This window comes from Gordoniibacillus kamchatkensis, from assembly GCF_000829455.1.
GTDB classification, from domain to species: Bacteria; Bacillota; Bacilli; order Paenibacillales; family NBRC-103111; genus Gordoniibacillus; species Gordoniibacillus kamchatkensis.
Window position 1 is genome coordinate 74,512 of record NZ_JXAK01000003.1, and the last position, 26,925, is coordinate 101,436.

Consider the following 26,925-nt stretch of genomic DNA (forward strand, 5'->3'; position numbering starts at 1 on the left):
TCAGGCCTCTGCCCGCCCTCTCAATCAACCTGTTACAATCTCATAATGATTTTACCATTTTCCCGGATTTCTGAGAATAGCCGGGATTTTAGATAGAGTTTTCCTAGTTGCTGCTAGAGCGATTGCCGGGCGAGAACCGGACCGTCGCAAAAATGCTCCCCTCCGCGACATTTGGCGGTGGAGAGCATTGTGCCTCACAGTATAAAGCTGCAGATTCGTTCCGGTGCCCTGCACATGCGGCGTGCGATTGCGCCTGGCGGCTATAGGCAGGCGGTGATTGCATACTAGAGTCGCATCCTTGCTCAGCTGCGGGACCCAGCTTCTCCGCTATTGCTTCGGCTTCGTACCGGCGGCGACGGCATCCTGGAAATACTCCTCGAGCGTAATGCCCTGCTTGGCGATCTCCTTCGCCACGTCGACGCCGACGTAGCGAATATGCCAAGGCTCGTACTCGTAGCCGGTAATTGATTCCTTGCCTTTCGGATAACGGATAATGAAGCCGAAATCGGCAGCGTGAGCGACGAGCCATTTGGCCGCAGGGGAATCGGCAAAACATTGCTCGACCGCGCACTTGGGATTGCCGTCGCCGACGTCGATGGCGAGGCCGGTCTGGTGCTCGCTCTGTCCGGGCTTGGCGCTGAATTGGGACGCCGTTTGCTCGCCTTGCGATTTTACGTTTCCGCCGAAGATCGATTTTTGCGTCGCATACGAGCGGTAAGCGGAGATGCCGTACAGCTGAATGCCGTCCTTTTTGGCGGCGGCGAACAGCTGCTCGAGCGCTCCGGCCGCTTCGGGACGCATCATGCGCTTCTCGCTCTTTTCCTTGAAGGTAAACGGCACGTTCGGCTCGATGAGCTTCGGTATGTATGTGCCCGGCATGCTGCGCTGCTTGTTGACGACGACGTCGAGCGCGTCGGGGTTCGTTACGGTCGGCACCCCGCCGACAGTGGCGATCGTATCGTCGAGCGACGTTTTGACGGTGACCGGAATGTCTTTCTTGAGGCTGCCGTATTGGACGGTGACGATGGCCGTTTGCCCGGTTTTCGCTTGGGCGGATGCAGCAATTGTTCCGTCGGCCGCCGCCGTTACGATGTCGGGCGCGCTGGAGCTGAGCGTCAAGCTTTTGTCGCCGGCTAGCGGCTGTTTGCTCTGATCTTTTTTGACACCGGATACGGTTACCTGCTTCTTCGCTCCAGGCGATAAAGACAACGTTCCAGGCTCGACGGCCAGTGCGATATAAGAGCCCGACGGCTTAGTGGCGCCGGCGGGCGGCGCTGCTGCGTCAGACGGGCTCGGAGCCGCCTTGCTGCATCCTGCCAGTAGGGCGGCAGACAACAGCAGAGCAGCGGCGGTCCTGCGGGCGAGCGGTAATCGGTTCACGGGAGCAGCTCCTTTTCGTGCGGTTGATCGGTGGATCGCATGATGACAAGGTTTTATTATAGCACGATTTCCCGAAGGCACCTTAATTTTACCTTAAAAATGCCTGGCGTACGGCGAGAAGGGCGGCAGAACTCCGGATCGGCATATGGGGCTGCGGCTCCGTTGAACTCGCGTTCCCATGAATGAACCAAAAGGCGGGAACGCGAGTTCAAAAGTCGCTCTGCGCCCCATATGCCATCCTGCGTCCTGCCGCAGCTCTCGATTATAGGCAACCGGCCGGCGGCATTCGCGTTCCCGTTCCATAAAAATCCACATTGTGTGAACGCATGGCAGCAGGAACTTGCCGCTTCGGCGTCGAATCAAAAACGACAAACTTCGACCAGCGCAGCGCTTCGGTTTACAGCAATCGGAAGCGCTTACAATCAGAGGAGGAATGTGCCGATGGCGCGTCGCCCTAAGCCGCGGATTTATCGTTGTCGGCTATCGCATGTATTGGTTGCAGCGCTGCTGCTTTTTTTCCTCGTCCCCGACGAGGCGATGATTACCGCCGTCGGCGAGACGACGATGCCGAAATTTGTCATGCTGCGGCTCGAGGATGTCGGCCCCGGCGGGCAGTATGACTCGCTGGAGCAGCTCGGCAAGCTGCGGGCCGTAATTGAATATATGCAGGCGCGGAACATTCCCGTTCATCTGGCCGTTATTCCGCGTTGGCTGAACTATGGCGATGGCGGCTCCGTCTACGACCGGTCGCTGGACGATGCGGGCGACCCGCTGACCGCCGCGTTCGGACGCGTGCTGCGCGCCGCGGTGCAGCGCGGCGCGTCGGTCGGGATGCACGGCTATACGCACCAGGCAGGCAACGCACCGCGCAAGGACGGGTTTCAGGAATCGGGCATCGGCAACGAATTCAACGTCGAGGGGTTGCCAGATACGGACGCCGCCGCTTACGCCGACGCCCGCTTGCGCGAAGGGCTGCGGATTATGAACGCTGCGGGACTGCCGCCGCGCTTCTGGGAGGCGCCGCATTATCATACGACGGCCGAGCAGGACGCCGAATTCCGCCGTTACTTCGGGCTGCTGTATCAAGCCGACGTGCACGCGAACCGGAATGCGCCGGAGGCGCAATATCGCAGCGAGCGGCTGCAAGGGCGGGGGTTCGGCGCGGTGAACGTGCCGACGCCGTTTTCGTATATACCGTATAACAAAGACGAAAACTTGATTCTCGACAAGCTGGGCAAATCGAAAAATATCGTTTCCTTCTTCTACCACCCATTTCTCGAATTCAAGCATCTGGAGCAGGTGACGGATAATGCCGGACTGCCCGTGCTGCGCGACGGAATACCGGAGTACCGGTATCCGGACAAGGCGCGCACGCTGCTGCAGAAGCTGGCGGCGAAGCTGAAGGCGCGAGGCTACTTGTTCTATTCCATTCACGATTATGTACCGTTTACGCCGGCGGCGATGGCGTCGCTCGGCGTACCGGGCGGCGAGCAGGCGCTGCTCGGCGACATCGACGGCGATGCGGCCGCCGATCTGATACGGTGGGAGCGGACGAGCGGCGCAGTAACTGCCGCTTCCGGCGCTTTGGGGAGAAACCGTTACGATGCGGCGCCGGAGGCGAAGCGCTGGGCCACGATCCCTTATGCGCCAGGCTCCGTCATGGCGCTCTGCGACGCGCGGGGCGACCGCTTCAGCGACCTGTGGGTGCTGCGCGGCTCCGGCAAAGTGTTGGAGCGATACGCCAATAGCGGTGCAGCGTTAGCGCTGAAGCAGACGTGGCAGGTGTCGCTGGGCGCGGCGCGGGAACTGTTTGTGCTGCCGCAAACGAAAGGCGGCTTCGTCGTAGCTGCGCTGGCTGCCGACCAATCGGCGCTGCAAGGCGTATACGTGAAAGGGGACACAGCCAAGCCGCTCACGCCGTTCCGCTTCAAAACGAAGCATGAGAAAAGATTCATGATCAGCAGCGACGCCGGGGGGCTGGGGCGTCCGGAGGCGCCGGCGCTCGTGCTGTCGCGGCGGGATTCGTCGACGCTCGTCGGCTTCACTCCGGATCTCAAGGAGCTGGGCTGGACGATGCAAACCGCCGATCTCGGCGTGCCGGCCGAACGAGGCGAGCTGGCGCTCGGCGATTTTAACGGCGACGGTCGCGAAGATGCCGTTTGCTTCGATACCGAGCGGCGTACGTACACCGTTTACTTGCAAGGGCCGGACCGCAGCTTCGCGCTGCTGTCGTCGTTCGGCCCGTGGGGCGGCGTCGGCGGCAAGCTCGCGGTCGCCGATCTGGACGGCAACGGCAAGAGCGACCTCGCCCTGTTCGAACATGACGAGCCCGTTGCCGATGCGGCGTTGTCATACGAAACGAGGCTGTCGCCGGTATTGGCCGGGAAATAAGCTGATGGAAAAAGGCTGTGATGCCGCCCTGCCCGGTCATCGCGGCCTTTTTGCCTGCGGCGCCAGGCACATTTCTCCGCCGAAATAGTCCCTTAGGTACTAATGCGCAATTTTCCGGAATATGCTAGAATAAACAGCTAGAATAAACATTAAGAAATGATAAAGAACGGAGCCTTTCCACATGATTGAAGACGATAAGAAACCGGACGACACGCAGCAGCGGCTGTCTACTATCGGACAAATATCGGCGGGAATCGCTCATGAAATTCGCAATCCGCTGACGGCAGTGAAAGGCTTCCTGCAGCTGATGCAAAAAGAATACGAGAGCCGCTATTGGGATGTCATCAACTCCGAATTGGAACAAGCCATTTCCACGGTTCAAAACTTGCTGGTCGTCGCCAAACCCGAAATGAATGACGAAAAGCTTTCCGAGATCAACTTGTGCCAGCTCATCGAAGGCACCTTGTCGTTGTTTCACAACGAAATGTACCGGGTAAAAGTCGAAAAACGGTTCTACAATACGAACTGCTTGATTTACGGCAAACGAAACCAGCTGAAGCGGGCCATTTTCAATTTGTTTAAAAATGCGTTTGAAGCGATCGAAGGCGAAGGCACGATAACTGTCGAGCACTTCAAACAAGGCGATAAAGTGTGCTTCAGCATTCGCGACTCCGGCAAAGGGATACCGAAGGACAAGCTGGAGCTGCTCGGAACCCCGTTTTTCTCCACGAAAGCGGATATCGGAACAGGACTCGGATTGCCGCAAGTATATGCGGCCTTCAACGAACATAAAGCCACGATTCAAGTCGAAAGCGTCGAAAATGAGGGAACGAAGTTCACCTTTCATATCCCGCTGCTTAATAAAACGCTGGAGGATCGGATGCAAACCCATTTGGTCATCGACAAATCAATGGACGTCAGGCAATTTTTTGCCGCCAATCAACTATTGTTCAACAAGCAATTGGAAGCCGAAGCGAAAACGACGTTCGAAATCGTGGCCGGCCTCAAATTCGTCACGACCCGGGATTTGGTCGATCATGCGAATCAAATCATGTCTTTGGTTCATGACGGCTTGACCCAGGAAATCATCCAGCTTGCCCAGGAACGCGGGCTGGCATGGGCGAAATCCGACGTGCCGATCATGACGAAGATGGAATGGTTTTACGCCTTGCGCAAAGTGACCTGGTCGTTTTTGCGGCAGTATCATCTATACATAGGCATCTCGGCGGAAGAAGTGTTTGAATTGTCCGACCGGATCAGCGACGCTCTGGACAATTTCATTATCCATTTCAACGTAAGCTTCACCAAGTACAGGGACGAAATCCTGAAATCAAAGCAGGCCATCATTGACGAGCTGAACGTTCCCCTCATACCGATTTTCAATGGAATCGCCGTACTGCCCCTCATCGGAACGCTCGATGAAAGCCGCATCCGTTTCATGGAAGACAAGTTGCTTCAAGAACTTGAACATCGCAGCATTCAAAAAATATTTATCGATTTGTCGGGAACGACCGTGCTCGATGCGGAAATCTTCAAATTGCTGCTGAGGATTATCGACGGCATCCAGCTGATGGGATGCAGTGCCGTGCTAACCGGAATCTCGGCCAAGCTGGCCAAGCTGATCCTCAATATCGGCAAGGAGTTAACGGACAAAATCACGGTCGAAAGCACTTTGCAGCAAGCGATATTCAAAGAATCCAGCAATCAGGCGGCCATGTAAAATACGGCTTCAACCAACATTTAGGCGCCGTCCCGGCGGGCGGGCCCGGTTGCATTCCATCCTCGCCGCACGGTATAGTCAGAATTAGGGACGCATCGTTCTAATGAAGGAGGAATACCGCTTGCCGAGAGTGACCGAAGCCTACAAGGAAGAACGACGCGCCGCCATCCTCGAAGGAGCGCTCTACATCTTCGCGGAGAAAGGGTACGCCGCGACGACGATTGACGATATTGTGCGCCACCTGGGCATCAGCAAGGGCGCCATTTACAATTACTTCACCAGCAAGGACGACATTTACACGCAAATTATGGACAGCCGCATGAACCGGTTCGCCCAATCGCTGCGCGGGAGCTTCGGGCCGGAGACGTCCGCGGCGGAGAAGCTGCGGTATCTCATCCGGCGCCTGACCGACCAGCCGCTCGGCGATTTGCGCCGCCTGCTCAGCTTCCATATCGAATATTCGCTGCGCGCGTCTCGCCAGGAAGAGCTTAAAGCCGCCATCCAAAAGCACGCCGAAAGCGCGCTCGCGTTCATGACCGAGCTCATCGCCGAAGGCAAAAGGAACGGCGAATTCCGTGCCGACGCCGACGAACGTGTCGCAGCCTCGATGTTTTGGGCGCTGCGCGACGGCATCGCTTTAGATTTGCTCAGCCACGGGGAGCAGGACGAATACAAGGGGCTGATGAACGGCATGGAGGACATGCTGTTCCGGTATTTGCGGCAATGATCCGTTTCTTCGCGCAGCTATGGCGGTTCGGCATGCAGCAGGCGCTGTCCTGTCTGTTCCCGGCCGCCATTTTCGCCGCCCTTTTCCTTCTCCAGATCGCGCCGATTCCGCACGTTCCCCGGTACGACGCGATGCTCATCATTTGCATTGCGCTGCAGTGGCTCATGGTGCGCACGAAGCTTGAGACGCTCGACGAGCTGAAAGTGATTTGCGTCTTTCACCTGATCGGCCTTGCCCTCGAGCTATACAAAGTACGGATGGGCTCGTGGACTTATCCGCAGGACGCCTACACCAAAATCGGCGGCGTTCCGCTGTACAGCGGCTTCATGTACGCCAGCGTCGCCAGCTACTTGTGCCAAGCGTGGCGCCGGCTCGACGTCGAGGTGCTGCACTGGCCGCGCTCTTACTTTACCGTTCCGCTGGGCGCCGCCATTTATTTGAACTTCATGACCCATCATTACATTCCCGATTTGCGGTGGGTGCTGACGGCGCTGTTGTTCGCCGTTTTTGTGCGCACGTCGGTAACGTTCCGGGTCGGCGGCGCCCGCTACGGCATGCCGCTTACGCTGAGCTTTCTGCTCATCGGCTTTTTCGTCTGGCTCGCCGAAAATATCGGCACGTTCCTCGGCGCCTGGCGTTATCCGAATCAGGAAGCCGCGTGGACGTTCGTGTCGCTCGGCAAGCTCAGCTCCTGGTTTCTGCTCGTCATCGTCAGCTTCATCATCGTGGCCCAGCTCAAACACGTCAAACGCGGGCTGAGCCGCCGCTCCGGGGTGGAGCTGCCGCCGCACGCCTGAGTCCCGGCCCGCTTCGCCTCGCAGGCCCCGGATACGCGCCCGGCGGCAGCTCTCCCGTCAATCCTTCAACCAATACGAGCTGCCGTCGTCCAGGCGATGCATAAACCCGTACTCGATGAGAAGGCGGCGCAGCGTCACGTATTCCTCGTCATGCACCTGCTTCAGCACGTCGTTGACTTCCTTCTCCGAATACTTGACGCCGCGCTTGAATTTGCCGGCGATATGGTTCAGCACGGCCACCTTGCGCTTTTCCTTTTTTGGTACGCGGTCAAGCGGTCCGTCCGGCCCTTGCTTGAAATAGGAGAGGAGAATGTCTTCGTTCTCTTGCTCCGTAATCGCATAGCGTTCGTCCAGCATCGTTGCCGTTCTTGGCACGTTGATGAAAGTTCCCGACGGCTCGGCCTTCGTTTGCGCGAGCTCCATGATGGCGAGATACAGCTTGGCCTGCTTCTCCTTCTCGCGCATCGTGAAGCGGTGGTGGCGGATCGTCGATTTGCTGCCGCCGCCCAGCTTTTTGACGATGTCCGCGTCGCTGAGGCCTTGGTGAAAGCAGTCGAGCAGCGTTTTTTGCAGGTCCGTAAGGCCGGTCAGCTTCTTGTCGAGCTGCAGCAAGTAGCGGAACATGGAGACGTGCTCTTTGCGGATGTGGACTTCGGCATATTTTTCCGCTTCGTAGAACGTATCTCCATCCTTATAGATGATGCCGCGCGCAAAAGAGCGCCCGCATACTAGGCAGACGAAGCTGTCCGTCTCCGCAACACGAACGTAGCCCCTTTTCAATTCCTCGACCGTCGCCGACCAGAACAGATCCGATATTTGATCGTTCAATCGAATCACCTGCTTGTTTGGTTTATGTATAAACGATCATATAGTTCGTTTGTGTGAATGTCAACGAAAGGGAAACTTGTTTGCCTTGCTTCCATTTTCGTCCCCCATCGGATCGCGCTCCGCGGGCGGGGGCCCATAGTGCTTGGCCAACCGATCGCGCCCACCCGTACTGCAATCTGACTTAAGCCGCCCCGAACCGGCGACCCGGAAAGCAGCCTTCAAGAAGCGGCCGCCACTTTTGTCAAAATCGCGGTTGTATGCCGATTTGTCGTTTTTTTATATGCTCCGCCGGCAGGAAAAATCGTGTATGGAGGAGAATAAAGTTAGGTAGAATATGGTAAGCAAACGTAACCGAGAAAGAGGGACATCGCATGAACATCCGGATCGATACGGCGGACATGTCGTACTCGAAGCAGGACGGCTATTTGGGACATGTCGAATTCGCGGCGGAAGGCCATCCGCACGCTTATGAAATAACGCTGCAGAGCAAGAACGCCAACGACTGGGCATACAGCCTGAATTTCGCCCGCGAATCCGGAGAGGAAGCGCATATCGAGGCGGTGGAAGCGGCGCTGGAGGAAGACGACGAGCTGTTCGACGAGCTTGTGCAGGCGGCGATGTCCAGGCTTGAGCGGTAGTTGTCGTAACTGTCATAAAATTGATAACAAAATTTCATCTCTTTTTAAGATTTCTCTATTACAATGATGCTAGGTTTTGGTAGTAGTATCGAAGGGATCCGTGAAGGAGGTTGCCGGAATGAAGCTGCTCATTAACGTGCAAGACCGCAAAATTCCCGTCTATTTCACCAAGTTTAGCGATAAAGCAATGAACCTGCTGACCCAGACGCTCAACCGCAAGCTGGTCAGCGGCAAAAAAGCTGTCAAGCTGTGCCTCGATACGCTGATCAGCATTGAAATCATCGACAACGAAGCGATCTTGCACGCCTTCAACGAGCAAGATACCGTAGCGTTATCGCTATATTGAAGTATAGCCGACAAAATCCGCCGCTCCTTCTTCGTGGAGTGGCGGATTTTTTTTGTAGTATGGGCAATGGAGTCGAATTACTGCAACTTTTGTGCTGTTCCGTTCGTATGAAAATAACAGGTTAAGTCGTATGCAATCGACTACTGGAACGATTTGGAGGCGCGCGATGAAAGTCAGACTGATGCAAAAGCTGGCGGCGGGAGAGCCGGCCGCTATCGACGAACGGAATTGGACGGCGGAGCTTCTCGCTTCTTTGGAGCATGCGAACTATATTGTAGTGAACGGCCAGGAGTACGAAATGTTGGAAGGCCGCTTGAACCTCGACTCCGGAGCGCTGGAAGTGCTCGTCGTTCCGGTGGCGGCGGAGGTCCGGCATTAGGGCGGCAGTGACACGGAGCGTTACAAGAACGGAGGATACAAGCATGAAGCAACCTGAAGAGCAGCGCGGCGAAAAAGGCACCGGCGCAGGCCCGGCGAAATCCGGCCGCAAGCCGATGAAGGTGCTGTCTACCTCGCTCGGCGTGGCGCTTGCGGCGAATTTGCTCGCCGTGCCCGCCGTCAGCGCGGAAGGCGGCGACGGCGCCGGCAAACCGCAGCCGAAGCTGGTGGAATGGTCGTCGGAAGCCGTCAAAAGCTATTACGATCCGGCGATCGACTGGAATATTGCGCTCCCGGACGGGAAGAAGCCTGATGGCGCCGCAGCGGCGGGACAAGGCGCAGCCGCGGGCGCCGGAGGCGCGGCGTCAAGCGGCGGCAGCGGCGGAACGAACACGGTGATCGTCCATTCCGGCGGAGGCGGCGGGATCGGCTGGGACGACCTGCTGCTGTACCATTTGCTGGTCGGCAACGGCGGCGTCTTTTCGACGAGCTCGTGGAGCCAGTCGCACTCTACGGTGTACGCGGGCAACAGCCAGCCTTATCAGGCGCGATCCTACGACTCCGACACGTTCCGGAGCAAGCCGGTCGCAGGCTCGGCGGTGCGGCCGCCGCAGACGTCGGCGTCAAGCGGCTCGTTCTCGACGGGCAAGAGCCAGGCTTCAACGGGATCCGCGGCGAAAGCGGGCAGCAGCGCGACTTCCGTCTCCTCATCTTCCGTTCGTCATCCGGTCACGAAGGCGCCGTCGACTTCGACGTCCAGCGGCAGCTTCTCCAGCTCGTCGAAAAGCTCGTCGGCGTCGTCCGGCAGCATCGGCGCCGTTCGAGCGGCTTCAGCTCGTCGTCCGGCGGCTAAAGGAGGCGGCGATGAGCAAGCAAGGCGATGTGTTCCGCGTCGTCTCCGAACCCGCGGCCGATCGCCCGGCTCGAGTGGAGGAACTGCGGAAGCTCGGGTTTACATGGGCCGATCAGGATGGCCAGCCGTATTGGATCGATCAGCTCGTAACAATCGACAAGGGCACGTACGAGCGGCTTGTACACGCGGCGACGCTGCTCTGGACAGTGTTCGACAAAGCGGCGCGGTTCGTGCACGGACGTCGTGACTTGTACGAGCTGCTGTCCGTTCCCGAAGTGCTGTGGGACGGCCTGGACCGGCTGCCGCTAAGCGAGCCGGGGCGGCTGAGCCGTTACGCCAGATTCGACTTCTCGGTGTCGTCCGGCGGCGGCATCAGGCTGCTGGAGCTTAACGCGGACACGCCGACAGCATACGTCGAAGCGTCCGTAGCGACGCCGTGGCTGTGCGCGCAGCACGCCGCGGAAGGCGTGCGCTGCGTCAACGGGCGCATGCCGGAGCTGCTGCGCCGGGCGTGGGCGGCCGAGCAGCCGGAGGCGGCTTGCTGCGCCGGCTACGGCACGCACCTCGAGGATTCGGGGACGATCGACATGCTCGTCCGCCATAGCGGGCGTGCGATGCGCTGCCTCGACACGCTGTCGCTGTCGATCGACGAAGGCGTACTGAAGGACGGCGACGGACAGCCGATCGAGCGGATATTTATGCTGTACCCGAAAGAATGGATGGGGATCGACGACGGCGGCGAGGCGCTCGCTTACGCGGCGGAAACCGGCCATGTCGCGATTTCCAACTCGTATCACGCCGTGCTGCTGCAGTCCAAAGGGCTGCAGGCCGTCATCTGGGGGCTGCACGAGATCGGGGTACCGCTTTTCAGCCCGGAAGAGCATGAGGCGATCGAGGCTTACATGCTGCCCACGTACAACGAGCCGGTGCTGGCGGGCAATTACGTTTCGAAGGCGATGTTCGGCCGCGAAGGAGGCTCTGTCGAGCTGTACGGCGCGAAAGGAGAGCTTGATGCGCGCGACGCGGACGGGTACGATACGAGCCGCTGGTTCCGGCGCGTCTATCAGGCCCGGGCCGATTTGCCGGAAGTGGGGCTGCACGCCGAGCCGATGCGGCTGCTCACCGGCATGTTCGTCATCGACGGGGAGCCGTGCGGCATTGTCGGACGGGCGGGCGGACTCATTACGGGCAACGCGAGTCATTTTGTAGCGATGGGGGTTAGGGAATGAATGCACAGCGGATCGTAAGCGCGGTCTTGATCGGCGTCCTCATCGTCGTCATCATTACGGCGGTGGCGAGCTCGTTCGGCTCCAAGGACAAGGGCAAGAACGCCGCCATGCCGCCGGGCGGTTCGTCTGGCACGAAGAGCGTCCAGGCTTCGCAGACGGCGAAGCAAGGGGAAGCGAGCAAGGTCGTTCCGTGGGATTACAAAGTCGAGCAGAAAAAAGTCGGCGACCTCATTAACGGCGACATGTCGCTGCAGCCGGACAACGAGCTGGTGCCTAACGACGACAATTACGCAACGGGCGATTCCGTATGGGTGTTGTCGGTCATGAACGCGGTAATGACGACGCAGGCGGACGGGAAGAACGACGTCACGCTGACAGCCTGGAAGCCGATCAAAACGTTCCGGCAGCAAGATGCGGCGGGCGCCGACCTCGGCAAGCTGAAGGAAACGGTGCAGACGGACGTGGAGCTCGTCGGCGTATACAAAACCGAGCTCGACGGCAAATACCGCGAATTTGCGGTTATCACGCTCCCGTCCGGGCAAAACGTCAAGCAGCCGATCGACGAGGCGCGCTACAACGACTTCAAGACAAAAAAGCAGGTGAAAGCGTCGCTCGAAATCGTGCACGATTTCAACGATTACGATAAGGCGTATCCGAAATTCAGGGGGTGGGCGTCGTGATGACGGCCGTTAACGTTTTTGTCAGTTTTGTCGTCATAGTGCTGCTGCAGCTCGCCGGCATGGTCATTTTGAGCAAAATGACCCCGTTCAACGATATCGAGGAGCTGAACAAAGGCAACGTTGCCGTCGGGCTGACGTTCGGCGGGCAATTTCTCGGCATCGCCATTATTCTCGGCGTGGCGGCGTATACGAACTCATCGATCGGGCATATGGCGCTTTGGTTTGCGGTCGGCTACGCATGCCTGGTGTTGTCGTACTGGATTTTCGATTGGCTGACGCCCGGCATCAAGCTATCCGATCAGCTGAAGGACGGCAACAAGGCCGTCGGGCTGCTGCTGGCTTGCGTGTACATCGGCGTCGCCTTCGCGGTATCCAGCCTCATCGTCTGATACGTCGGCCGCGGCTGTCGCGAAGGAAGGCCGGCTCCGGATGGAGACGGCCTTTTTTTTGGGGAAAATAGGGCAATCCGCAGCGCAGCCATACTTTCTTAGGCGACCTGCGTCGCTTCGGATCATTTCCACCCTCCGCTCCGCATTTTCCGTAAAGATCAACCTATCTCGTTTCGGCTCCCTACCGAGCCGCCATGAGTATTTCCACGTACTCTCTACTCTTCCACCGCAAAAATAGTATCGACCACGAGGGGCAAGTTGTCGCGAAGCGTCACTGCCCCGCATATGGAACGGGCGTGGACGCCCTTCTCCCCGAACACTTCTCCCATCAAATCCGAAAATCCGTTCATCACGATGTGATGCTCGCCGTAGTTCGGGTCGGCATTCACGAATCCTTGCACTTTCACGACTCTTTTTACTTTGTCGAGCGTTCCGAGCGCGGATTGGACGACGGCAAGCACCTCAATGCCGGCCATGCGAGCAAAGCGGTACCCTTGCTCGGTCGTGAACTCTTTGCCGAGCTTGCCCCGCGGGTTCCCGGACGGCCCTTTGCCCGATACGAAAAGAAAGCCGTTCATCTCCACGAAATTCGCATAATTTGCCACGGGATTGCTCGCTTCCGGAAGCACGATCCCAAGCCTATGCAGTCTCTCCGCCACCGATTCGTCTGGCATGTCCGCCACCATCTCCTTCCAACCGAATCAGAATGTATAAACTTTCTGAAGTGCTCCCTGATTCGGCATGAAAAGCTACCTCTTCCGCAGGGTCATGCATCGTGCAAAAGGCTCCGAATAGAAGCTTTTCCTATAATTAGAAACATAATACCCGCGAAACGGGCCAGTGTCAACATAGCTCGATATTGATCTATACGAGCGCCGGGTCGACAAGGTAAAATACAAGTAGACTCGCAAGAGGAGGGAACTGCCGTGTTCAAAAGAATGCTGGTTCGCCGCCGCAGCGTAGTGCTTACTTGGCTCATTTCCTATTTGGCGATATTGCTGCTTCCGCTCGTGATCAGTTTTTACGTCTTTACGGTGTCCAGCCGCACGCTGAAGAGCGAAATCCATCAGGCGAACAGCTCCCTCCTCAGCCAAGTGCGCGAAGGAATGGACAACTATTTTCAGGCGATGCAGCGCCTCAATTTCGAAATCACCTGGAACGTCCGCGTGCAAGACTTGCTATACTCCAACAAATATTTGGCCCACCCCGCCGACTACAATTACGACACCTACCAAATTTCGCAAGATCTCAAAACCTACCAATCCGCCTACACGCTTATCGACAGTTTCTACATCTATTTGAAAAAATCCAACACCGTCATTATGCCGTCAAAGGTTCGTGAAGGCGCTTACGCGTACAGCCTGCTGCACGGCGGCGGATCGCTTTCTTACGAGGATTGGCTCGGCACCGTAGGCCGTAACGATTTCCACGGCTTCGTGCCGGTCGAGCGGATCGACGATCAAGGCGCCGTGCACAAAAGCGTCGCCTACATTAGCTCCTACACGCTCGACAAGAACAGCTCTCCCGCCGCCAACGTCATCATGGTCGATCAGGAGCGCATGCTTGGCGCGATCGAGAACGTGGAGCTGTTCAGCGAAGGGCACGTGTTCATTTTGAACGAGAACAACCGCGTACTCGTGTCCAATTCGGATGCAGCGGCGGCACAGGCGATCCCCTTCGACAAAATGGTGTCGTCCTCCGGGATCGTGTACGCCACCATCCAGGACCGCAATTACGAAGTGCTGTACATGAAATCGCAACGCTCGGGGCTCAAATACGTCTCCATGATTCCGAGCACGCTGTATTGGGGGAAGGCGGAGCTGATCCGCAATTTGACGATCGCCGGCAGCGCGGTCAGCATTCTTGGCGGCGTCTTGCTGATGACGTTTTTCGTGCGCCGCAATTACAACCCGGTGCGCCGGCTCGTTCAGGCGTTCTCCGGCAAGGCCGATCTCGGCTTCGGCGGAGCGGGCGGGAACGAGTTCCAATTTTTGCAGCAGGCGTTTGACAAGACGCTCGTTAAAATGGATACGATGCAGCTGCAGATGGAGCGCCAGAAACACATTTTGCGCAGCAACTTTTTGGCGAGGCTGCTGAAGGGCAGGCCCGACGGCTCGATTCCGGTCGCCGAGTCGCTCGCCGCGTTCCATATGCGCTTCGTCTCCGACGATTTTGCCGTCATCCTTCTTTACGCAGAGTCCGCGGAGGAATTTTACGCCACAGTCGAAGGCGTAGAGTACGGCGACAAGCGGAGGCTGCTGCATTTTATTATTACCAATGTGGTTGAAGAAATCGTCGCTCAGCATAACGAAGGCTATGTGGCCGAAATCGACGACTCGCTCGCGTGTCTGGTCAATTTCCGGCAAACGCCAAGCGATGAGCGCGGGGCCGAACTGCAGCGCATCGCGCGCGAAGCGCAGCGCTTCCTCGCCGACCATTACGCCATTCATCTCACATTGTCGATCAGCTCCGTCCACAGCCGCATCGAAGGGATCCCGCAAGCGTATCAGGAAGCGCTGGACGCTATGGAATACAAGCTCGTCGTGGGCAGCAAGGAAATACTGTCTTACGAAGCGCTGCGCCGGTTATCGTCGGAAGAGAGCGGATTCGGCTACTACTACCCGCTGCAGGTGGAGCAGCAGCTGATCAATTATTTGAAAATCGGCGATTTTGACAAGGCGAAGCAGACGCTGGACGAAATTATTGCCGGCAATTTCGACCGCCCGGCCGTTTCCGTCGCCTTCGCCAGATGCCTGATGCTGAACATGGTCAGCACGATGATCAAGGCGGTCAGCGAGCTCGGCAACATTCACGACAGCTTCCTCGTCCGAAATCCGCAGCTGATCAAGCGGCTTACCGCCTGCGAGACGATTCGCGACATGCAGCAGCAAATGACGCAGTTTCTGAAGACGGTGTGCGACTACACGGCCGCGAAGCGGCAGCATCAGCTGCAGGCGAGCCGGCAAGCGGCCCTGAACAATCGGATCGGGGACATCGCGGCGCTCATCCGCGAGCGGTACCACGATCCGAATCTGAACATCTCGATGATCGGCGCCCACTTCGATATGAAGCGACGTACTTGTCCAAGCTGTTCAAAGATCATACCGGAGAAGGGCTGCTCGACTTTATTAACAAAACGCGGATCGAAGCGGCCAAGCGCCTCATCGCCGCGAAGAACAGCCACGTAAACGAAATAGCGGGTAGCGTCGGCTTTAACGACGTCAACGCCTTTATCCGCACGTTCAAGAAATACGAAGGCATCACCCCGGGCAAATATAAAGAAACGGCTGCAGGGTGGAAGAGCGGCGGGGATGCGGCCAGCGGCTGAACATTTTGCCGATCGGATTGGCGAAATTGATGATTCTCATGACGGACTGTAAGGAAGCGGTTGGATATTTTGCCGATCGGCTTCTTTCTTTTTCGCGATTCGTTTGGCGATATTCGAGATAGTTGAATTGTAAGCGCTAACATAAAATAAAGCTGCGAGGAAATCGGCCGCAAGCGTGCCGGCATCCTCCGGAAAATAAGAAAATAAACAAATTCGCACTAGGAGGTCCGTACATGAGAAAGAAGCTTATCCCTGTTCTCGCCGCAGCGCTGGCTCTGAGCGGCTTGACGGCCGCTTGCTCGTCCGGCGGCAAGTCCGAGCAGCCGTCCGCTGGCGGAAGCAAAGACGCTCCCGCCGCAGCCGCCGGGACGACATCCGCGGCTGTCACGTATCCGCTGAAGACCGACAAGACGTTAACGTATTGGGCGGAGCTCACGGGCAACTTGACCGGGGTGAAAGGCTCCTTGGAGGAAGTGCCGTTTTTCCAGGAATGGCAAAAGCAGACCGGCGTGCCGCTCAAATTCACGACGATACCGGCGACGAAGGGCAAGGAGCAGCTTACGGTTATGCTCGCCACCGGGGACTTGCCGGACCTCATCGAGTTCGATTGGGCGAAAGGCTTCCCCGGCGGGCCGGAGAAAGCGATCAAGGACGGCTATATATTGAAGCTGAACGATCTGCTGGCCAAAAACGCGCCGAATTTGATGAAATATTTGAAGGAGCATCCGGAAGTCGACAAGATGGTGAAAACCGATAACGGCAGCTACTACGTGTTCCCGTTCATCCGCGGCGACGATTATTTGAAAGTGTTCCAGGGCCCGATCATCCGCAAGGACTGGCTCGACGAGCTCGGGCTGCCGGTGCCGGAGACGATCGACGATTGGTATACGGCGCTGAAGGCGTTTAAGGAGAAGAAGGGAGCAACTGCCGCTATTTCGTTCGTCGGCCAGCCCCGCCCTCTCAACGATTTCACGAACGGGGCGTTCGCCGGCGCATTCGGCGTGACCAAGGACTTTTACCTCGATAACGGCACGATCAAATTCGGACCGATGGAGCCGGGCTACAAAGACTTCCTGGCGACGTTCCGCAAATGGTATGCCGAAGGGCTGCTTGACAAAAACATCGCCACTGTCGACACGAAGGCGATGGACGCCAACTTCGCGAACAACGCCACCGGAGCGACAGTCGGCAACGCAGGCGGCGGCATCGGCCGCTGGCAGCCGATCGTGCAGGGCAAAGATCCGAAGGCGGTGCTCATCGGGGCTCCGTACCCGGTGCTGAAAAAGGGCGATATCGCCCCGTTCGGGCAAAAAGATTTCGCTTATTCCACTGCCGGTGCGGTAGCGATATCCGCCAAATCGAAAAACGCGGAGCTCGCCGTTAAGATGCTCGATTACGGGTATACGGAAGCGGGCCACATGCTCTTCAACTTCGGCAAGGAAGGCGTCAGCTACAAGATGGACAACGGCTATCCGCGCTATACCGATCTGCTGATGAAGAACCCTGATAAGCTGGCTCCGTCGCAAGCGATGGGCCTCTACATCCGCGGCAACTACAACGGGCCTTTCGTGCAGGATAAGCGCTACATCGAGCAGTACTTGGCCTTGCAAACGCAGCGCGACGCCGTTGCCACGTGGCAAAAGACGGACGTCGACAAGCACCAGCTGCCGCCGATTACGCCGACGCCCGAAGAAAGCACCGAATTCGCCAAAATTATGAACGACGTCAACACGCTCGTCGACGAGATGACGCTCAAAATCATTCTCGGCGCCGAATCGCTGGACAGCTTCGATGCGTACGTGAACAAGATGAAATCACTCAAAATCGCCCGTGCGCTGGAAATCGAGAAAGCGGCTCTCGACCGTTACAACAAGCGGTAAAGCAGCACATCAAGCAGCGGGGAGAGCGCCGGCTCTCTTCGCTGCTCACTAAGACATAGCAGGAAGGAGCGGAAGAGACGGATGGCCAAGACCGCGTCGCCAGCTGCGGCTTCCGCCGGAGTCCGAACCCGCCGCCAGGGCGGCTTCGGGCTGCGGTTCGTCCGCGATTTTGCATTAAATAAATACTTGTATCTGATGATGCTGCCGGTCGTCCTGTATTACGCCGTCTTCCATTACGCCCCGATGTACGGCGCGCTGATCGCTTTCAAGGACTACACTCCGATCAAAGGCATCATCGGCAGCGACTGGGTGGGCCTCGCCAATTTCAAAGACTTTTTCAGCTCCTATTATTTTTGGCGGATTTTGAAAAATACCGTCTTGATCAGCTTCTATACGCTGCTGTTCGGCTTTCCGGCGCCGATCGTGCTCGCCTTGCTGCTCAACGAGGTGCGCAGCCGCTATTTCAAAAGCTTCGCGCAAACGGTCAGCTACATTCCGCACTTCATTTCGCTCGTCGTCATCTGCGGCATGATCGTCAGCTTTACGAACAACGACGGCGTGATCAATAATCTGCTCACGCATTTCGGGTACGACGGCCAAGCGATGCTGCAGAAGCCGGGACTGTTCCGCCCGATCTACGTCTTGTCCGAAATTTGGCAAAAAATCGGCTGGGAGTCGATTATTTATATCGCCGCGCTGACAGGCATCGACCAGGAGCAGTACGAAGCGGCGCGCATGGACGGCGCAAGCCGGCTGAAGCAGATGTGGTACATTACGCTGCCCGGCATTATGCCGACGATCGCCATTATGTTCATTCTGCGCATGGGCAACCTGCTGAATATCGGCTTTGAGAAAATCATTCTGCTGTACAATTCCGTCACCTACGAGACGGCCGACGTCATCGCTTCGTTCGTGTACCGCAAAGGGCTGCTCGAATTCGGCTGGAGCTACAGCTCGGCGGTCGGCCTGTTCAATTCCGTCGTAAACCTGCTCTTGCTCATCGCCGCCAACCGTTTGACGCGCAAGCTGAGCAGCAGCAGTTTGTGGTAAAGGGGGCGAGTATATGAGAAGAGAATTCGGCTTGTTCGATACGCTGCTCGGCTGGTTCATTCATGCGCTGCTGCTCGTGCTGGTGATCGTGACGCTGTATCCGCTGTTTTACGTCGCCTTCGCCTCGTTCAGCGATGCCGGGCGGCTCGTCGCCCACCGCGGCTTTCTGTACGCTCCGCTCGGTTTCAGCCTGGAGGCGTACGCCGGCGTGTTCAAAAACCCCGGCATTCTGACCGGTTACCGCAACACGCTGTTCATTCTCGTCTTCGGCGTCGCCGTCAACCTGATCGTCACCGCCCTCGGCGCCTACGTCCTGTCGCGCAAAAACGTGCTGTGGAACAACTTTTTCATGATCGTCATCGTGCTCACGATGTTTTTCAGCGGCGGCCTCATCCCGCTGTACTTGATCGTGAAAGGCGTCGGGCTGATCGATTCGCTATGGTCAACGATTATACCGTTCGCGGTCAATACGTTCAACCTGATCATTATGCGCACGGCGTTTCAAGCTGTGCCGGACAGTCTCGAGGAATCGGCCAAAATCGACGGAGCGAACCATTGGACGATCCTGATGCGGATCATTGTGCCGCTTTCCATGCCGGTCATCGCCGTTATGATTTTGTACTATGCGGTCGAGAAGTGGAACGGCTGGTTTTATGCCGCCATTTTCATCAAGGACCATAAGCTGTATCCGCTGCAGCTCATTTTGCGCGAGATTCTGATCTCCAATTCGACCGAAAGCATGGCTACCGACGCTTCGAACGCGGACCGGTTCCAGATCGGGGAGACGATCAAGTACGCGACGATCATGGTCGCTACCGTGCCGATCTTGTGCGTATACCCGTTCGTGCAGAAGTACTTCGTCAAAGGTGTCATGGTCGGGGCGCTGAAGGGTTGAGTTGTATGCGAAAATGGAGCGGCACCCGCTTTCGGCAGGGGGGGCCGCTCCATTTTTCCATATCCGGCATATTCGGTTAAGGCTTAACGGAACGTAGTTCCGCTATAGGTCAATTTCCCGGTTATTTCCATTTACAAAAACCGCCTCTGGTGCTTCTTCCCGTCGTAGGTGAAGAGCACTTTTTTGTCTTCCACGACCGTCTCCAGGTGGATGCCCCTGCCCCACAGGCGGTAAATGTACGGCATCGTCCGTTCCACGTATTTGAGATCGAGCTCGACGCCTTCGTACGAATGGATCAAATAAAGCTCGCCGAGGCGGGCATGGTCGCCGTCCTTGACGTAGATGACGGGGAAGCCGCCGTTGACGCGGGAATAGACGAGCTGGTCGCGAATTTTTTCCCACGATTTGTCGGTAATTTTCCATTCCGGGCCGCGTTTCTCGAAAATGTACAGGTCGAGGTCTTCGACGAGCTGCTTCGTCATGTAGTTGCGAATGAACGATTGGTCGGAGTCGAACTCGCGCACTTCGAAAATTTTGTCCCGGTCCCACCGCTTCTCGATATCTTCGAAAATTTTGAGCCCGAGGTAGTACGGATTCAGGCTGTGGCGCGACGGCTGCACGACGCCGGAGTTGAGCTTGGAATATTCGATCGTCTCGTCCTCGGTCAAATCCAGCTCGCGCAAGATGCGCTGGTGCCAGTACGACGCCCAGCCTTCGTTCATGATTTTCGTCTCCAGCTGCGGCCAGAAATACAGCATCTCATCGCGCAGCATCGTCACAATGTCGCGCTGCCAATCTTCCAGCACGGTCGAATATTCTTCGATGAACAGCAGCAAGTCTTTTTCCGGCTGCGGCGGAAAACGCTTCTCCGGCTCCGCATCCTTGTCCGCGTTGCCGGCGGCGCGGTCGTCGAGCTCCCACAAGTCTTCGTAGCCGGTGCGGCGGGCTTTGGCCGCCTGGTGCGTCTCGCTTGCCTTGCTGCCGCCGCTGCGGCCGCGCGCCTTGTCGTAGCGCTGCTCCGACTCGCGGTACGGCTTCGTCAGCGACGGGTCGATGTGCTCCTGGATCGCCAGCACCGCGTCGATGAACGCCTCGACCTCGTCGACGCCGTATTCGAGCTCGTAGCCGCGGATGCGCTCGGCGGTCGCCGCCATGCTCTCGACCATGTTGCGGTTCGTGCGCGAGAAACGGGCGTTGTTTTTGAAAAAGTCGCAATGGGCGAGGACGTGCGCGACGATAAGCTTGTTCTGGATGAGCGAGTTGCCCTCGAGCAGGAAGGCGTAGCACGGATCGGAGTTGATGACGAGCTCGTAAATTTTGCTCAGGCCGAAATCGTATTGCATTTTCATGCGGTGGAAGTTTTTGCCGAAGCTCCAGTGGCTGAACCGTGTCGGCATGCCGTACGCCCCGAACGTGTAAATAATGTCGGCGGGGCAAATCTCGTATCGCATCGGATAGAAGTCGAGCCCGAAGCCTTTGGCGATGTCGGTGATTTCCTCGATGGCCCGCTCGAGCTGCGCGATTTCGTCCTTGTTCATGCTGCTTCCCCTCCCGTAATAGAGCCATATTGTATTTGTATGAAGGGAGGAGCAATTGAAAACAACTTTGGGCATTTTGATGGCCGCCGGTTACTGTTTGTTGAATACGAATGCAACTCTTCGAAGGATGGCTTACTGTTGAACTATCGGAAGAACTTCCCCCCAAAGAAAGATTAACGAATCATGTCACAAATCCGCTACACCCTCCATCTTAGTTCATGAAAGACTAAACAGCGAAGGAAGGTATGGACGATGAAACAATTTGATGTGGCAATCGTTGGTGGAGGCATTGCGGGTTTGGTGGCAGCGATTGATTTGGCCCAGGCAGGCAAGTCCGTTATCCTTTTCGAGAAGTCCAGCCAGCTTGGCGGTCGGGCAATATCTGTCAAGAAAAACGGGGCTATCTTCGATATTGGCTCGCATGCCATAATCAAGGGAGGGGCATTGCATGAAATCTTTCAAGATTTTGGTATAAGAATGGAAGGAGGGTCTCCCGGGACGAACGTATCCTTCCTATGGGACAATAAGGTAACCCATATGTATAATTTTTTGCTCTCGCGAAAACTGAGCTGGTCAGGTAAGATGCAGTTTATGAAGTTTTTTAAAACGTTGACGAAATTCGATGCCGATTCAGTGCCGGCGATCAGTCTGCGAAGCTATATTGAACAAGAATTTAGCGATCCGATGACTCGTCATATCATTTATGCAATGCTAAGGACCAATTCGTACGCACAAGCCATAGATCACCAGCTGGCTGGTCCCGCCCTACGTTCTATAGCACGCACGACCAAAAAGAATAGCATTGTCTATATTCAAGATGGCTGGCAAACTTTAGTTGATCAGCTTTACGAAAAAGCGGTTCGGTCGGGCGTCTCCATGATCACAGGAAAAAACGTGACGGCAATCGAGCATGATAGGGCCGTTCGTAAAATAAAGTTTGCCGACGGCCAGGAGATGGACGTCACGCATGTGATTTCCGCCATCCCACCGGCAGTAACGTCCCGGCTCTTGGGAGATGCGGGTTGCAAGTCGGTTTTACGCTGGAAAGAACAGGCTCGTGTCATTGAGGCGGCAAGTTTGACTCTTTCTTTGAAGCGGCTTTCAGCACCGGATCATTTTGCGGTTTTGGGTCTTGATCAACCCGTGTACTTCATTAATCAATCGAAATTTACTCGACTAAGTGAAGATGGCACTTCGGTGGTGAATATTACGAAACAAAATGGCACTGGCGGAACGGATGCAAAAGCTGACGAGCGATTCCTCGAACGGACGTTGGACTTGATCCAACCGGGCTGGCAGAAGGAAGTCGTCGCCAGGCAATACCTCCCCAATATTGCGGTAGCCTACGACTTTATGAACTTAGGCAGGGAAGATCGATTTCCGGGCCCGGCCGTACCCGAAATTGCAGGGCTTTACGTGGCGGGAGAGTGGGCTACCCATGGAGAAAATTTGGCAGATGCTGCGGCGGCAAGCGGAAGACGAGCGGCGCGGCGCGTGTTAAAGGATATGGAGGCAGTCCGTAAGTCCGGGCGGGAAACCATAGTGGTGTGAGTGACAGGAAGAAAGCGGGGGGGCCGTCATCTTGGAAAACATGAAAACCGAGCAATTATATTCCCTATACAAACCGGTATTGTTTTCCCTTGCTTACCGAATGCTGGGCAGTGTCATGGATGCGGAAGATATTGTTCAGGAAGCTTTTTTAACCATATATAAATCCGGTTCTGACCACATTCAAAATATGAAAGCATACATGTGCAAAATCGTAACGAACCGCTGTCTCGAACTGCTTCGTTCTTCGAGCAAACAGCGGGAACACTACGTCGGGGCCTGGCTGCCGGAACCTCTCGTGACAACAGCAAGTGATGAAACGGATCCGATGCAATCATACTTGCAGAAGGAGTCGGTATCGACCGCTTACTTGCTGTTGTTGCAGCAATTATCTTATGTGGAGCGAGCCGTATTTTTGCTGCGCGAGGCGATGCAGTACGATTATGAGGAGATTGCCGGCATCGTTGGCAAGAGCAGCGCTAACTGCCGGCAAATATTTCATCGAGCTAAACGCAGTCTTCGTGTCAAATATGATCCGGATCATTCGGACCGCTTGGATCAGGAGCAAACCACCAGCTTGGTGGAGCAATTCATGTATGCCCTTGCTTCGGGTAACGCGGCCCAAATCATGAAATTTCTATCGACGGACGCGGTACTCTTGACAGACGGGGGCGGCAAAGCTCTACTGCAACCCCTTCATGGGCACATACGAATTTCCCGCTCTGTAACGGATTTTTGGAAAAAGTTTACTGAACATTTAACTTACCGTATCGCCATGGTAAATAGCCTGCCTGGAATCGTCGTATATATGGATAAAAAAACGTGGGCTGTCATTTCATTCAAGGTTCAGGATGGCCGCATTGATAATCTCTACTTTGTTGCAAACCCGGATAAATTGACACATGTGCATTAGTTAGATGATTTCACATTGTATTTGATAAGTTGTTTAACCTGCGTATTGGTCGGGGTATATCTTGCGAACTTCTCCCCATTGCATAGCTGATCACCTGCTAAGAGTTATCCATTGTATCAGAAAGCTTGCAACAAATAAGCTCTCCAGACGATCCCTATTCGTTTCCGGAGAGCTTATTTGTTTATGAACCTCCACTCGCGTTCAGTTTGCCGTCGCGGCAAAAAAGGCGGTGCCGCGACGGCACCGTCCCCCTAATCAAGCGTGCCAAATCCGCGGCATAGGCATCGATTCCTTGCCCAGTTCGGCCCATGCGTATTTAAGCAGCAGCTCCGTTTTCAATGAGGCAAATTCCGGTTTGTTCCAAAGATTGTTCAGCTCGTTCGGATCTTCCTGCAAATCGAATATTTCCCCGTACGTCTGATTGTAATAGACGGTGATTTTGTAACGTTCGTCCACATACGTCTTCTGATGGATCGTTGTCGGCTCATGCCGGAATTCGCAGATCGCATGGTCTCTCGCTTTGTCCTGCTGCGCGGTCCATGCTCCGCTCTGGTCGACCCCGGTCATCGCATGCGGAACGGGAATGCCCGTCATGGTCAGGAACGTCGGCGCCAGATCGACGAGCGACTGGATCGCTCCGGAGACGCGGCCGGCCGGCACTTTGCCCGGGTAGCGCACGAGAAAGGGCACCCGGATCAGATCCTCGTAATGGAAGCCGCCCTTGTATTGAAGGCCGTGCTGGCCGAAAAAATGGCCGTGGTCGGAAGTGAACACGACGATCGTATTGTCCGCAAGCCCGAGGTCGTCCAGCTTATCCAAAATTTTGCCAATATACTTGTCCATCATGCTGATCATGCCGTAATACGTGGCGACGAGCTTTTTGCGCTCGCTCGGTGGAAGCTTGACATGCGAGTGATACCCGTGAATGCCTCTGCCGGTTTCCCGCAAATGGGAGAAGTCCGGATCGTCCAGCTGCGTCATCCCGAAATGAGGCGGGTTGTTGTCGTGTTCGCCCGGCGTCACCGTCGGAATCGTCAGCTTGTCCGGATCGTACATCGTGTCCCACGGCTCGGGGACGAGATAATCCGGATGCGGGTCGAAGAAGCTCGCCCAGAGGAAAAAGTTCTCGCCGCTCTGCTTGTACGTGTCGAGCAGCGCGTTCGTCCGCTCGGATATCCAGGTGTTGTAATGGTACTTTTCCGGAATCGGCCATTTGTGCAGCACGGATTTGTCCATCGTGCCGGTAGGGGGGAGGAAATAGTCCCGCCAATTCATGCAGCCGTTCTCTTCCATCCAGATGGCGTAATGCTGCCCCACATGCGCTTCGTTCGTATGGTTCCGGGCGAGTTCCACGTGCTCGAAGCCGTAAAAATCGTCGTCGAACTTTTTCCAAAACTCCAGGTCCTGCAAAATCGGATACGATTCCAGCGACGGGAACTCTTCCGTGCCGTGCAGCGGCTGAAAATGCGCCTTGCCGACAAGCGCCGTCCGGTAGCCGGCTTGCTTGAAGTCTTCCCCGACCGTGTGGCGGTCTTCCAGCAGTTTCGTGCCGAGCGTCCAGGCGCCATGCTGGCTCGGGTACATGCCTGTAATAATGGAAGCCCTGGTCGGCGTGCAGGTCGGGTTCGGGCAGTACGCTCTGGCGAACGTCGTTCCTTCCTTGACCAGACGATCCAGATTCGGCGTGGAAATTTCGGGATTGAACGCCCCGATCGTATTCCAATGCTGCTGGTCGCTTGTAATAAGCAGAATGTTAGGTTTTTGCATGCGCGTTCGTGCTCCCTTCTATTTGCGGATAGCCAAATCATATAGCAAGCTGATCTTGCCGGAAATAACAGTTTGTTGTGTCGGGGTTATCAATTTGTGAGGCTTGGCACGAAGCGTCCGATTTGGACGAGCGGCGCAACTGTTCATCGGGTTGGGACCGAGGTATAATATAGGAATATTCCAGATTTCTGGCTAATGAAGGAGACCGTACATGAACCCGTCTTCACCACCGAAAAAGGCTCGTCCCTCGCTCACTGAAGGGCCGATCGCCAAAACGCTGTTTCTGTTCTCGCTGCCGATCTTGTTCGGCAACGTGCTGCAATCGCTCAACGGCTCGATCAACACGGTGTGGATCGGGCAGTTTCTCGGCGAGACGGCGGTAGCCGCTACGTCGAACGCAACATCATTATGTTTTTTCTGATCAGCGCTATTTTCGGACTCGCGATGGCGTCCGTCATTTTGATCGGGCAAAATCTCGGGGCGAAGCAGGTTGACGAAGCGAAAAAAGTCGTCGGCACCAGCATCGTCTTCTTTCTGGTGCTGTCGCTCATCGTCGGCGGCATCGGGCTGCTGTTTTCCGGGACGATTCTCGATTTGATGAACACTCCGCCCGACGCGAAACAGTTCGCCGTTTCGTACACGCGCATTATTTTCGCCGGAGTTCCGTTCATGTTCGGCTTCAACCTGGTGATGGCCGTGCTGCGGGGCGCGGGCGACGCGAAGACGCCGTTTTACTTTTTGCTGCTGTCGGCCGTGCTCGACGTCGGGCTGAATCCGCTCCTGATCGAGGGATACGGTCCGTTCCCGCGGCTGGGCATCGCCGGCTCCGCCACCGCCACATTCATCGCCCAATTCATCAGCTTCGTGCTGCTCATCCTGCATTTGTACCGCAAAAAATATTTTCTGCGCATCACCCGGGCCGACGTTCATTTGCTGCGCTTCGATTGGAGCATTATCCGCACAACCGTGCAAAAGGGCGTGCCGATGGGGCTCAATATGGTGGTCGTGTCCGTGAGCAATTTGCTGCTCATTCATTTGATCAACTCTTACGGTTCGGAAGCCGCCGCCGCATTCGGGGTGGCGATGCAAATTTCCAGCTACGTGCAGATGCCGGCTATGGCCATCGGCGGGGCGGCCACGTCGATGGCGGCGCAAAATATCGGCGCCGGGCTGTGGTCGCGCGTGTCGCGCATTACGTGGATCGGCGTCGGCTTCAACGTCGGGCTGACCGGGCTGCTCGTGCTCGTGCTCCATTTGTTCAACCGCGAAGTGCTCGGATTTTTCCTGCCGGCGGGCAAAGCGATCGATCTCGGCATGCAGATCAACGACATTTCGCTTTGGTCCTTTATTCTGTTCGGCATTTTCAACGTTTTGGCCGGCGTCGTCCGTTCATCGGGAGCCGTGGTCGCGCCGCTCGTTATCGCGTTCATTACTTTGCTGCTCGTGCGCATTCCGCTGGCAACGTATTTGGGGCACGCTTACGGCTTCAACCCGATCTGGTGGAGCTTCCCGATCAGCTTCGCCGTAGCGGCCGGACTGAACTTGCTGTACTACCGGTTCGGCAACTGGAAAAAGGCGTGCATGCTCGGCCGGCCCGCGCCCCGCGGCGGCACGGCGTAGAGGAACGCTGCGGCAGGCCGTCTGCGGAGC

General features: G+C 56.4%; 22 protein-coding genes and 1 pseudogene. 18 read left to right on the forward strand and 5 right to left on the reverse strand.

Going from position 1 to position 26,925, the window contains the following annotated elements; all coding sequences use genetic code 11:
- Positions 1–327 precede the first annotated feature (327 nt).
- Entirely contained in the window at positions 328–1,380 is a 1,053-nt protein-coding gene (locus SD70_RS37480; protein ID WP_041045435.1) for a M15 family metallopeptidase, read from the reverse strand.
- 441 nt (positions 1,381–1,821) lie between these two features.
- Here SD70_RS37480 and SD70_RS02755 point away from each other — a divergent pair, with 441 nt between their 5' ends.
- The 4 genes from SD70_RS02755 to SD70_RS02770 all read left to right on the forward strand — a co-directional run bounded on the left by SD70_RS02755 (position 1,822) and on the right by SD70_RS02770 (position 7,015).
- Positions 1,822–3,771 carry a DUF2334 domain-containing protein gene (locus SD70_RS02755; RefSeq protein WP_041045436.1) on the forward strand — a complete coding sequence of 650 codons (1,950 nt, stop codon included), beginning with the start codon at positions 1,822–1,824 and terminating at the stop codon, positions 3,769–3,771.
- Positions 3,772–3,952: 181 nt separating this feature from the next.
- Complete coding sequence (locus SD70_RS32755) at positions 3,953–5,491, forward strand: ATP-binding protein (RefSeq protein ID WP_052486987.1); 1,539 nt, start codon at positions 3,953–3,955, stop codon at positions 5,489–5,491.
- Between the two features lie 130 nt (positions 5,492–5,621).
- On the forward strand, positions 5,622–6,218 hold the full coding sequence (locus tag SD70_RS02765; RefSeq protein WP_231571013.1) for a TetR/AcrR family transcriptional regulator: 597 nt from the start codon (positions 5,622–5,624) through the stop codon (positions 6,216–6,218).
- Positions 6,215–7,015, forward strand: a complete 801-nt coding sequence (locus SD70_RS02770; protein ID WP_041045438.1) for a DUF817 domain-containing protein — start codon at positions 6,215–6,217, stop codon at positions 7,013–7,015. Before SD70_RS02765 ends, SD70_RS02770 begins: the two co-directional genes overlap by 4 nt.
- Positions 7,016–7,072: 57 nt before the next feature.
- Here SD70_RS02770 and SD70_RS02775 read toward each other — a convergent pair whose 3' ends face one another.
- Positions 7,073–7,843, reverse strand: coding sequence for a DUF2087 domain-containing protein (locus SD70_RS02775; RefSeq protein WP_041045441.1), 771 nt, complete (start codon positions 7,841–7,843; stop codon positions 7,073–7,075).
- A 371-nt stretch (positions 7,844–8,214) separates the two neighbouring features.
- On the opposite strand from SD70_RS02775, the gene SD70_RS02780 reads away from it, so the two are divergent.
- The 6 genes from SD70_RS02780 (at position 8,215) to SD70_RS02810 (ending at position 12,356) form a co-directional block, all read left to right on the forward strand.
- Positions 8,215–8,481, forward strand: coding sequence for a hypothetical protein (locus SD70_RS02780; protein WP_041045443.1), 267 nt, complete (start codon positions 8,215–8,217; stop codon positions 8,479–8,481).
- Positions 8,482–8,599: 118 nt separating this feature from the next.
- Positions 8,600–8,827 (forward strand): hypothetical protein, encoded by a 228-nt coding sequence (locus tag SD70_RS02785; protein ID WP_041045445.1) that lies wholly within the window; start codon positions 8,600–8,602, stop codon positions 8,825–8,827.
- Between the two features lie 166 nt (positions 8,828–8,993).
- Entirely contained in the window at positions 8,994–9,206 is a 213-nt protein-coding gene (locus SD70_RS02790; protein ID WP_041045447.1) for a hypothetical protein, read from the forward strand.
- Between the two features lie 863 nt (positions 9,207–10,069).
- Entirely contained in the window at positions 10,070–11,287 is a 1,218-nt protein-coding gene (locus SD70_RS02800) for a glutathionylspermidine synthase family protein (protein WP_041045449.1), read from the forward strand.
- The gene (locus tag SD70_RS02805; protein ID WP_052486990.1) at positions 11,284–11,967 is read left to right on the forward strand and encodes a hypothetical protein; all 684 of its coding nucleotides are present in this window, start codon (positions 11,284–11,286) and stop codon (positions 11,965–11,967) included. Before SD70_RS02800 ends, SD70_RS02805 begins: the two co-directional genes overlap by 4 nt.
- The gene (locus tag SD70_RS02810; RefSeq protein WP_041045451.1) at positions 11,967–12,356 is read left to right on the forward strand and encodes a DUF350 domain-containing protein; all 390 of its coding nucleotides are present in this window, start codon (positions 11,967–11,969) and stop codon (positions 12,354–12,356) included. Before SD70_RS02805 ends, SD70_RS02810 begins: the two co-directional genes overlap by 1 nt.
- Positions 12,357–12,571: 215 nt before the next feature.
- Here the strand turns inward: SD70_RS02810 and SD70_RS02815 are convergent, their stop codons facing one another.
- Entirely contained in the window at positions 12,572–13,030 is a 459-nt protein-coding gene (locus SD70_RS02815; protein WP_041045453.1) for a RidA family protein, read from the reverse strand.
- Between the two features lie 252 nt (positions 13,031–13,282).
- Between SD70_RS02815 and SD70_RS36745 the strand changes: the two genes are divergently transcribed.
- The 5 genes from SD70_RS36745 (at position 13,283) to SD70_RS02835 (ending at position 19,509) form a co-directional block, all read left to right on the forward strand.
- Entirely contained in the window at positions 13,283–15,544 is a 2,262-nt protein-coding gene (locus SD70_RS36745) for a PDC sensor domain-containing protein (RefSeq protein ID WP_052486991.1), read from the forward strand.
- On the forward strand, positions 15,436–15,684 hold the full coding sequence (locus SD70_RS36750) for a helix-turn-helix transcriptional regulator (protein WP_197080917.1): 249 nt from the start codon (positions 15,436–15,438) through the stop codon (positions 15,682–15,684). Before SD70_RS36745 ends, SD70_RS36750 begins: the two co-directional genes overlap by 109 nt.
- A gap of 233 nt (positions 15,685–15,917) precedes the next feature.
- A complete protein-coding gene (locus tag SD70_RS02825; RefSeq protein WP_041045455.1) occupies positions 15,918–17,564 on the forward strand; it encodes an extracellular solute-binding protein in 1,647 nt (548 codons plus the stop codon).
- Positions 17,565–17,645: 81 nt separating this feature from the next.
- The gene (locus SD70_RS02830) at positions 17,646–18,614 is read left to right on the forward strand and encodes an ABC transporter permease (protein ID WP_041045457.1); all 969 of its coding nucleotides are present in this window, start codon (positions 17,646–17,648) and stop codon (positions 18,612–18,614) included.
- A 13-nt stretch (positions 18,615–18,627) separates the two neighbouring features.
- Positions 18,628–19,509 carry a carbohydrate ABC transporter permease gene (locus SD70_RS02835; protein ID WP_052486992.1) on the forward strand — a complete coding sequence of 294 codons (882 nt, stop codon included), beginning with the start codon at positions 18,628–18,630 and terminating at the stop codon, positions 19,507–19,509.
- 131 nt (positions 19,510–19,640) lie between these two features.
- On the opposite strand, the gene SD70_RS02840 is transcribed toward SD70_RS02835, so the two are convergent.
- On the reverse strand, positions 19,641–21,047 hold the full coding sequence (locus SD70_RS02840; RefSeq protein WP_041045459.1) for a SpoVR family protein: 1,407 nt from the start codon (positions 21,045–21,047) through the stop codon (positions 19,641–19,643).
- A gap of 252 nt (positions 21,048–21,299) precedes the next feature.
- On the opposite strand from SD70_RS02840, the gene SD70_RS02845 reads away from it, so the two are divergent.
- Both SD70_RS02845 and SD70_RS02850 read left to right on the forward strand, forming a co-directional pair.
- A complete protein-coding gene (locus SD70_RS02845; RefSeq protein WP_041045461.1) occupies positions 21,300–22,598 on the forward strand; it encodes a phytoene desaturase family protein in 1,299 nt (432 codons plus the stop codon).
- A gap of 40 nt (positions 22,599–22,638) precedes the next feature.
- Positions 22,639–23,508, forward strand: coding sequence for an RNA polymerase sigma-70 factor (locus SD70_RS02850; protein WP_156157871.1), 870 nt, complete (start codon positions 22,639–22,641; stop codon positions 23,506–23,508).
- Positions 23,509–23,763: 255 nt separating this feature from the next.
- On the opposite strand, the gene SD70_RS02855 is transcribed toward SD70_RS02850, so the two are convergent.
- Positions 23,764–25,275, reverse strand: a complete 1,512-nt coding sequence (locus tag SD70_RS02855; protein ID WP_041045465.1) for a sulfatase family protein — start codon at positions 25,273–25,275, stop codon at positions 23,764–23,766.
- Positions 25,276–25,486: 211 nt separating this feature from the next.
- Here SD70_RS02855 and SD70_RS02860 point away from each other — a divergent pair.
- Positions 25,487–26,895 (forward strand): annotated as a pseudogene (locus SD70_RS02860) (MATE family efflux transporter).
- Positions 26,896–26,925: the final 30 nt, after the last annotated feature.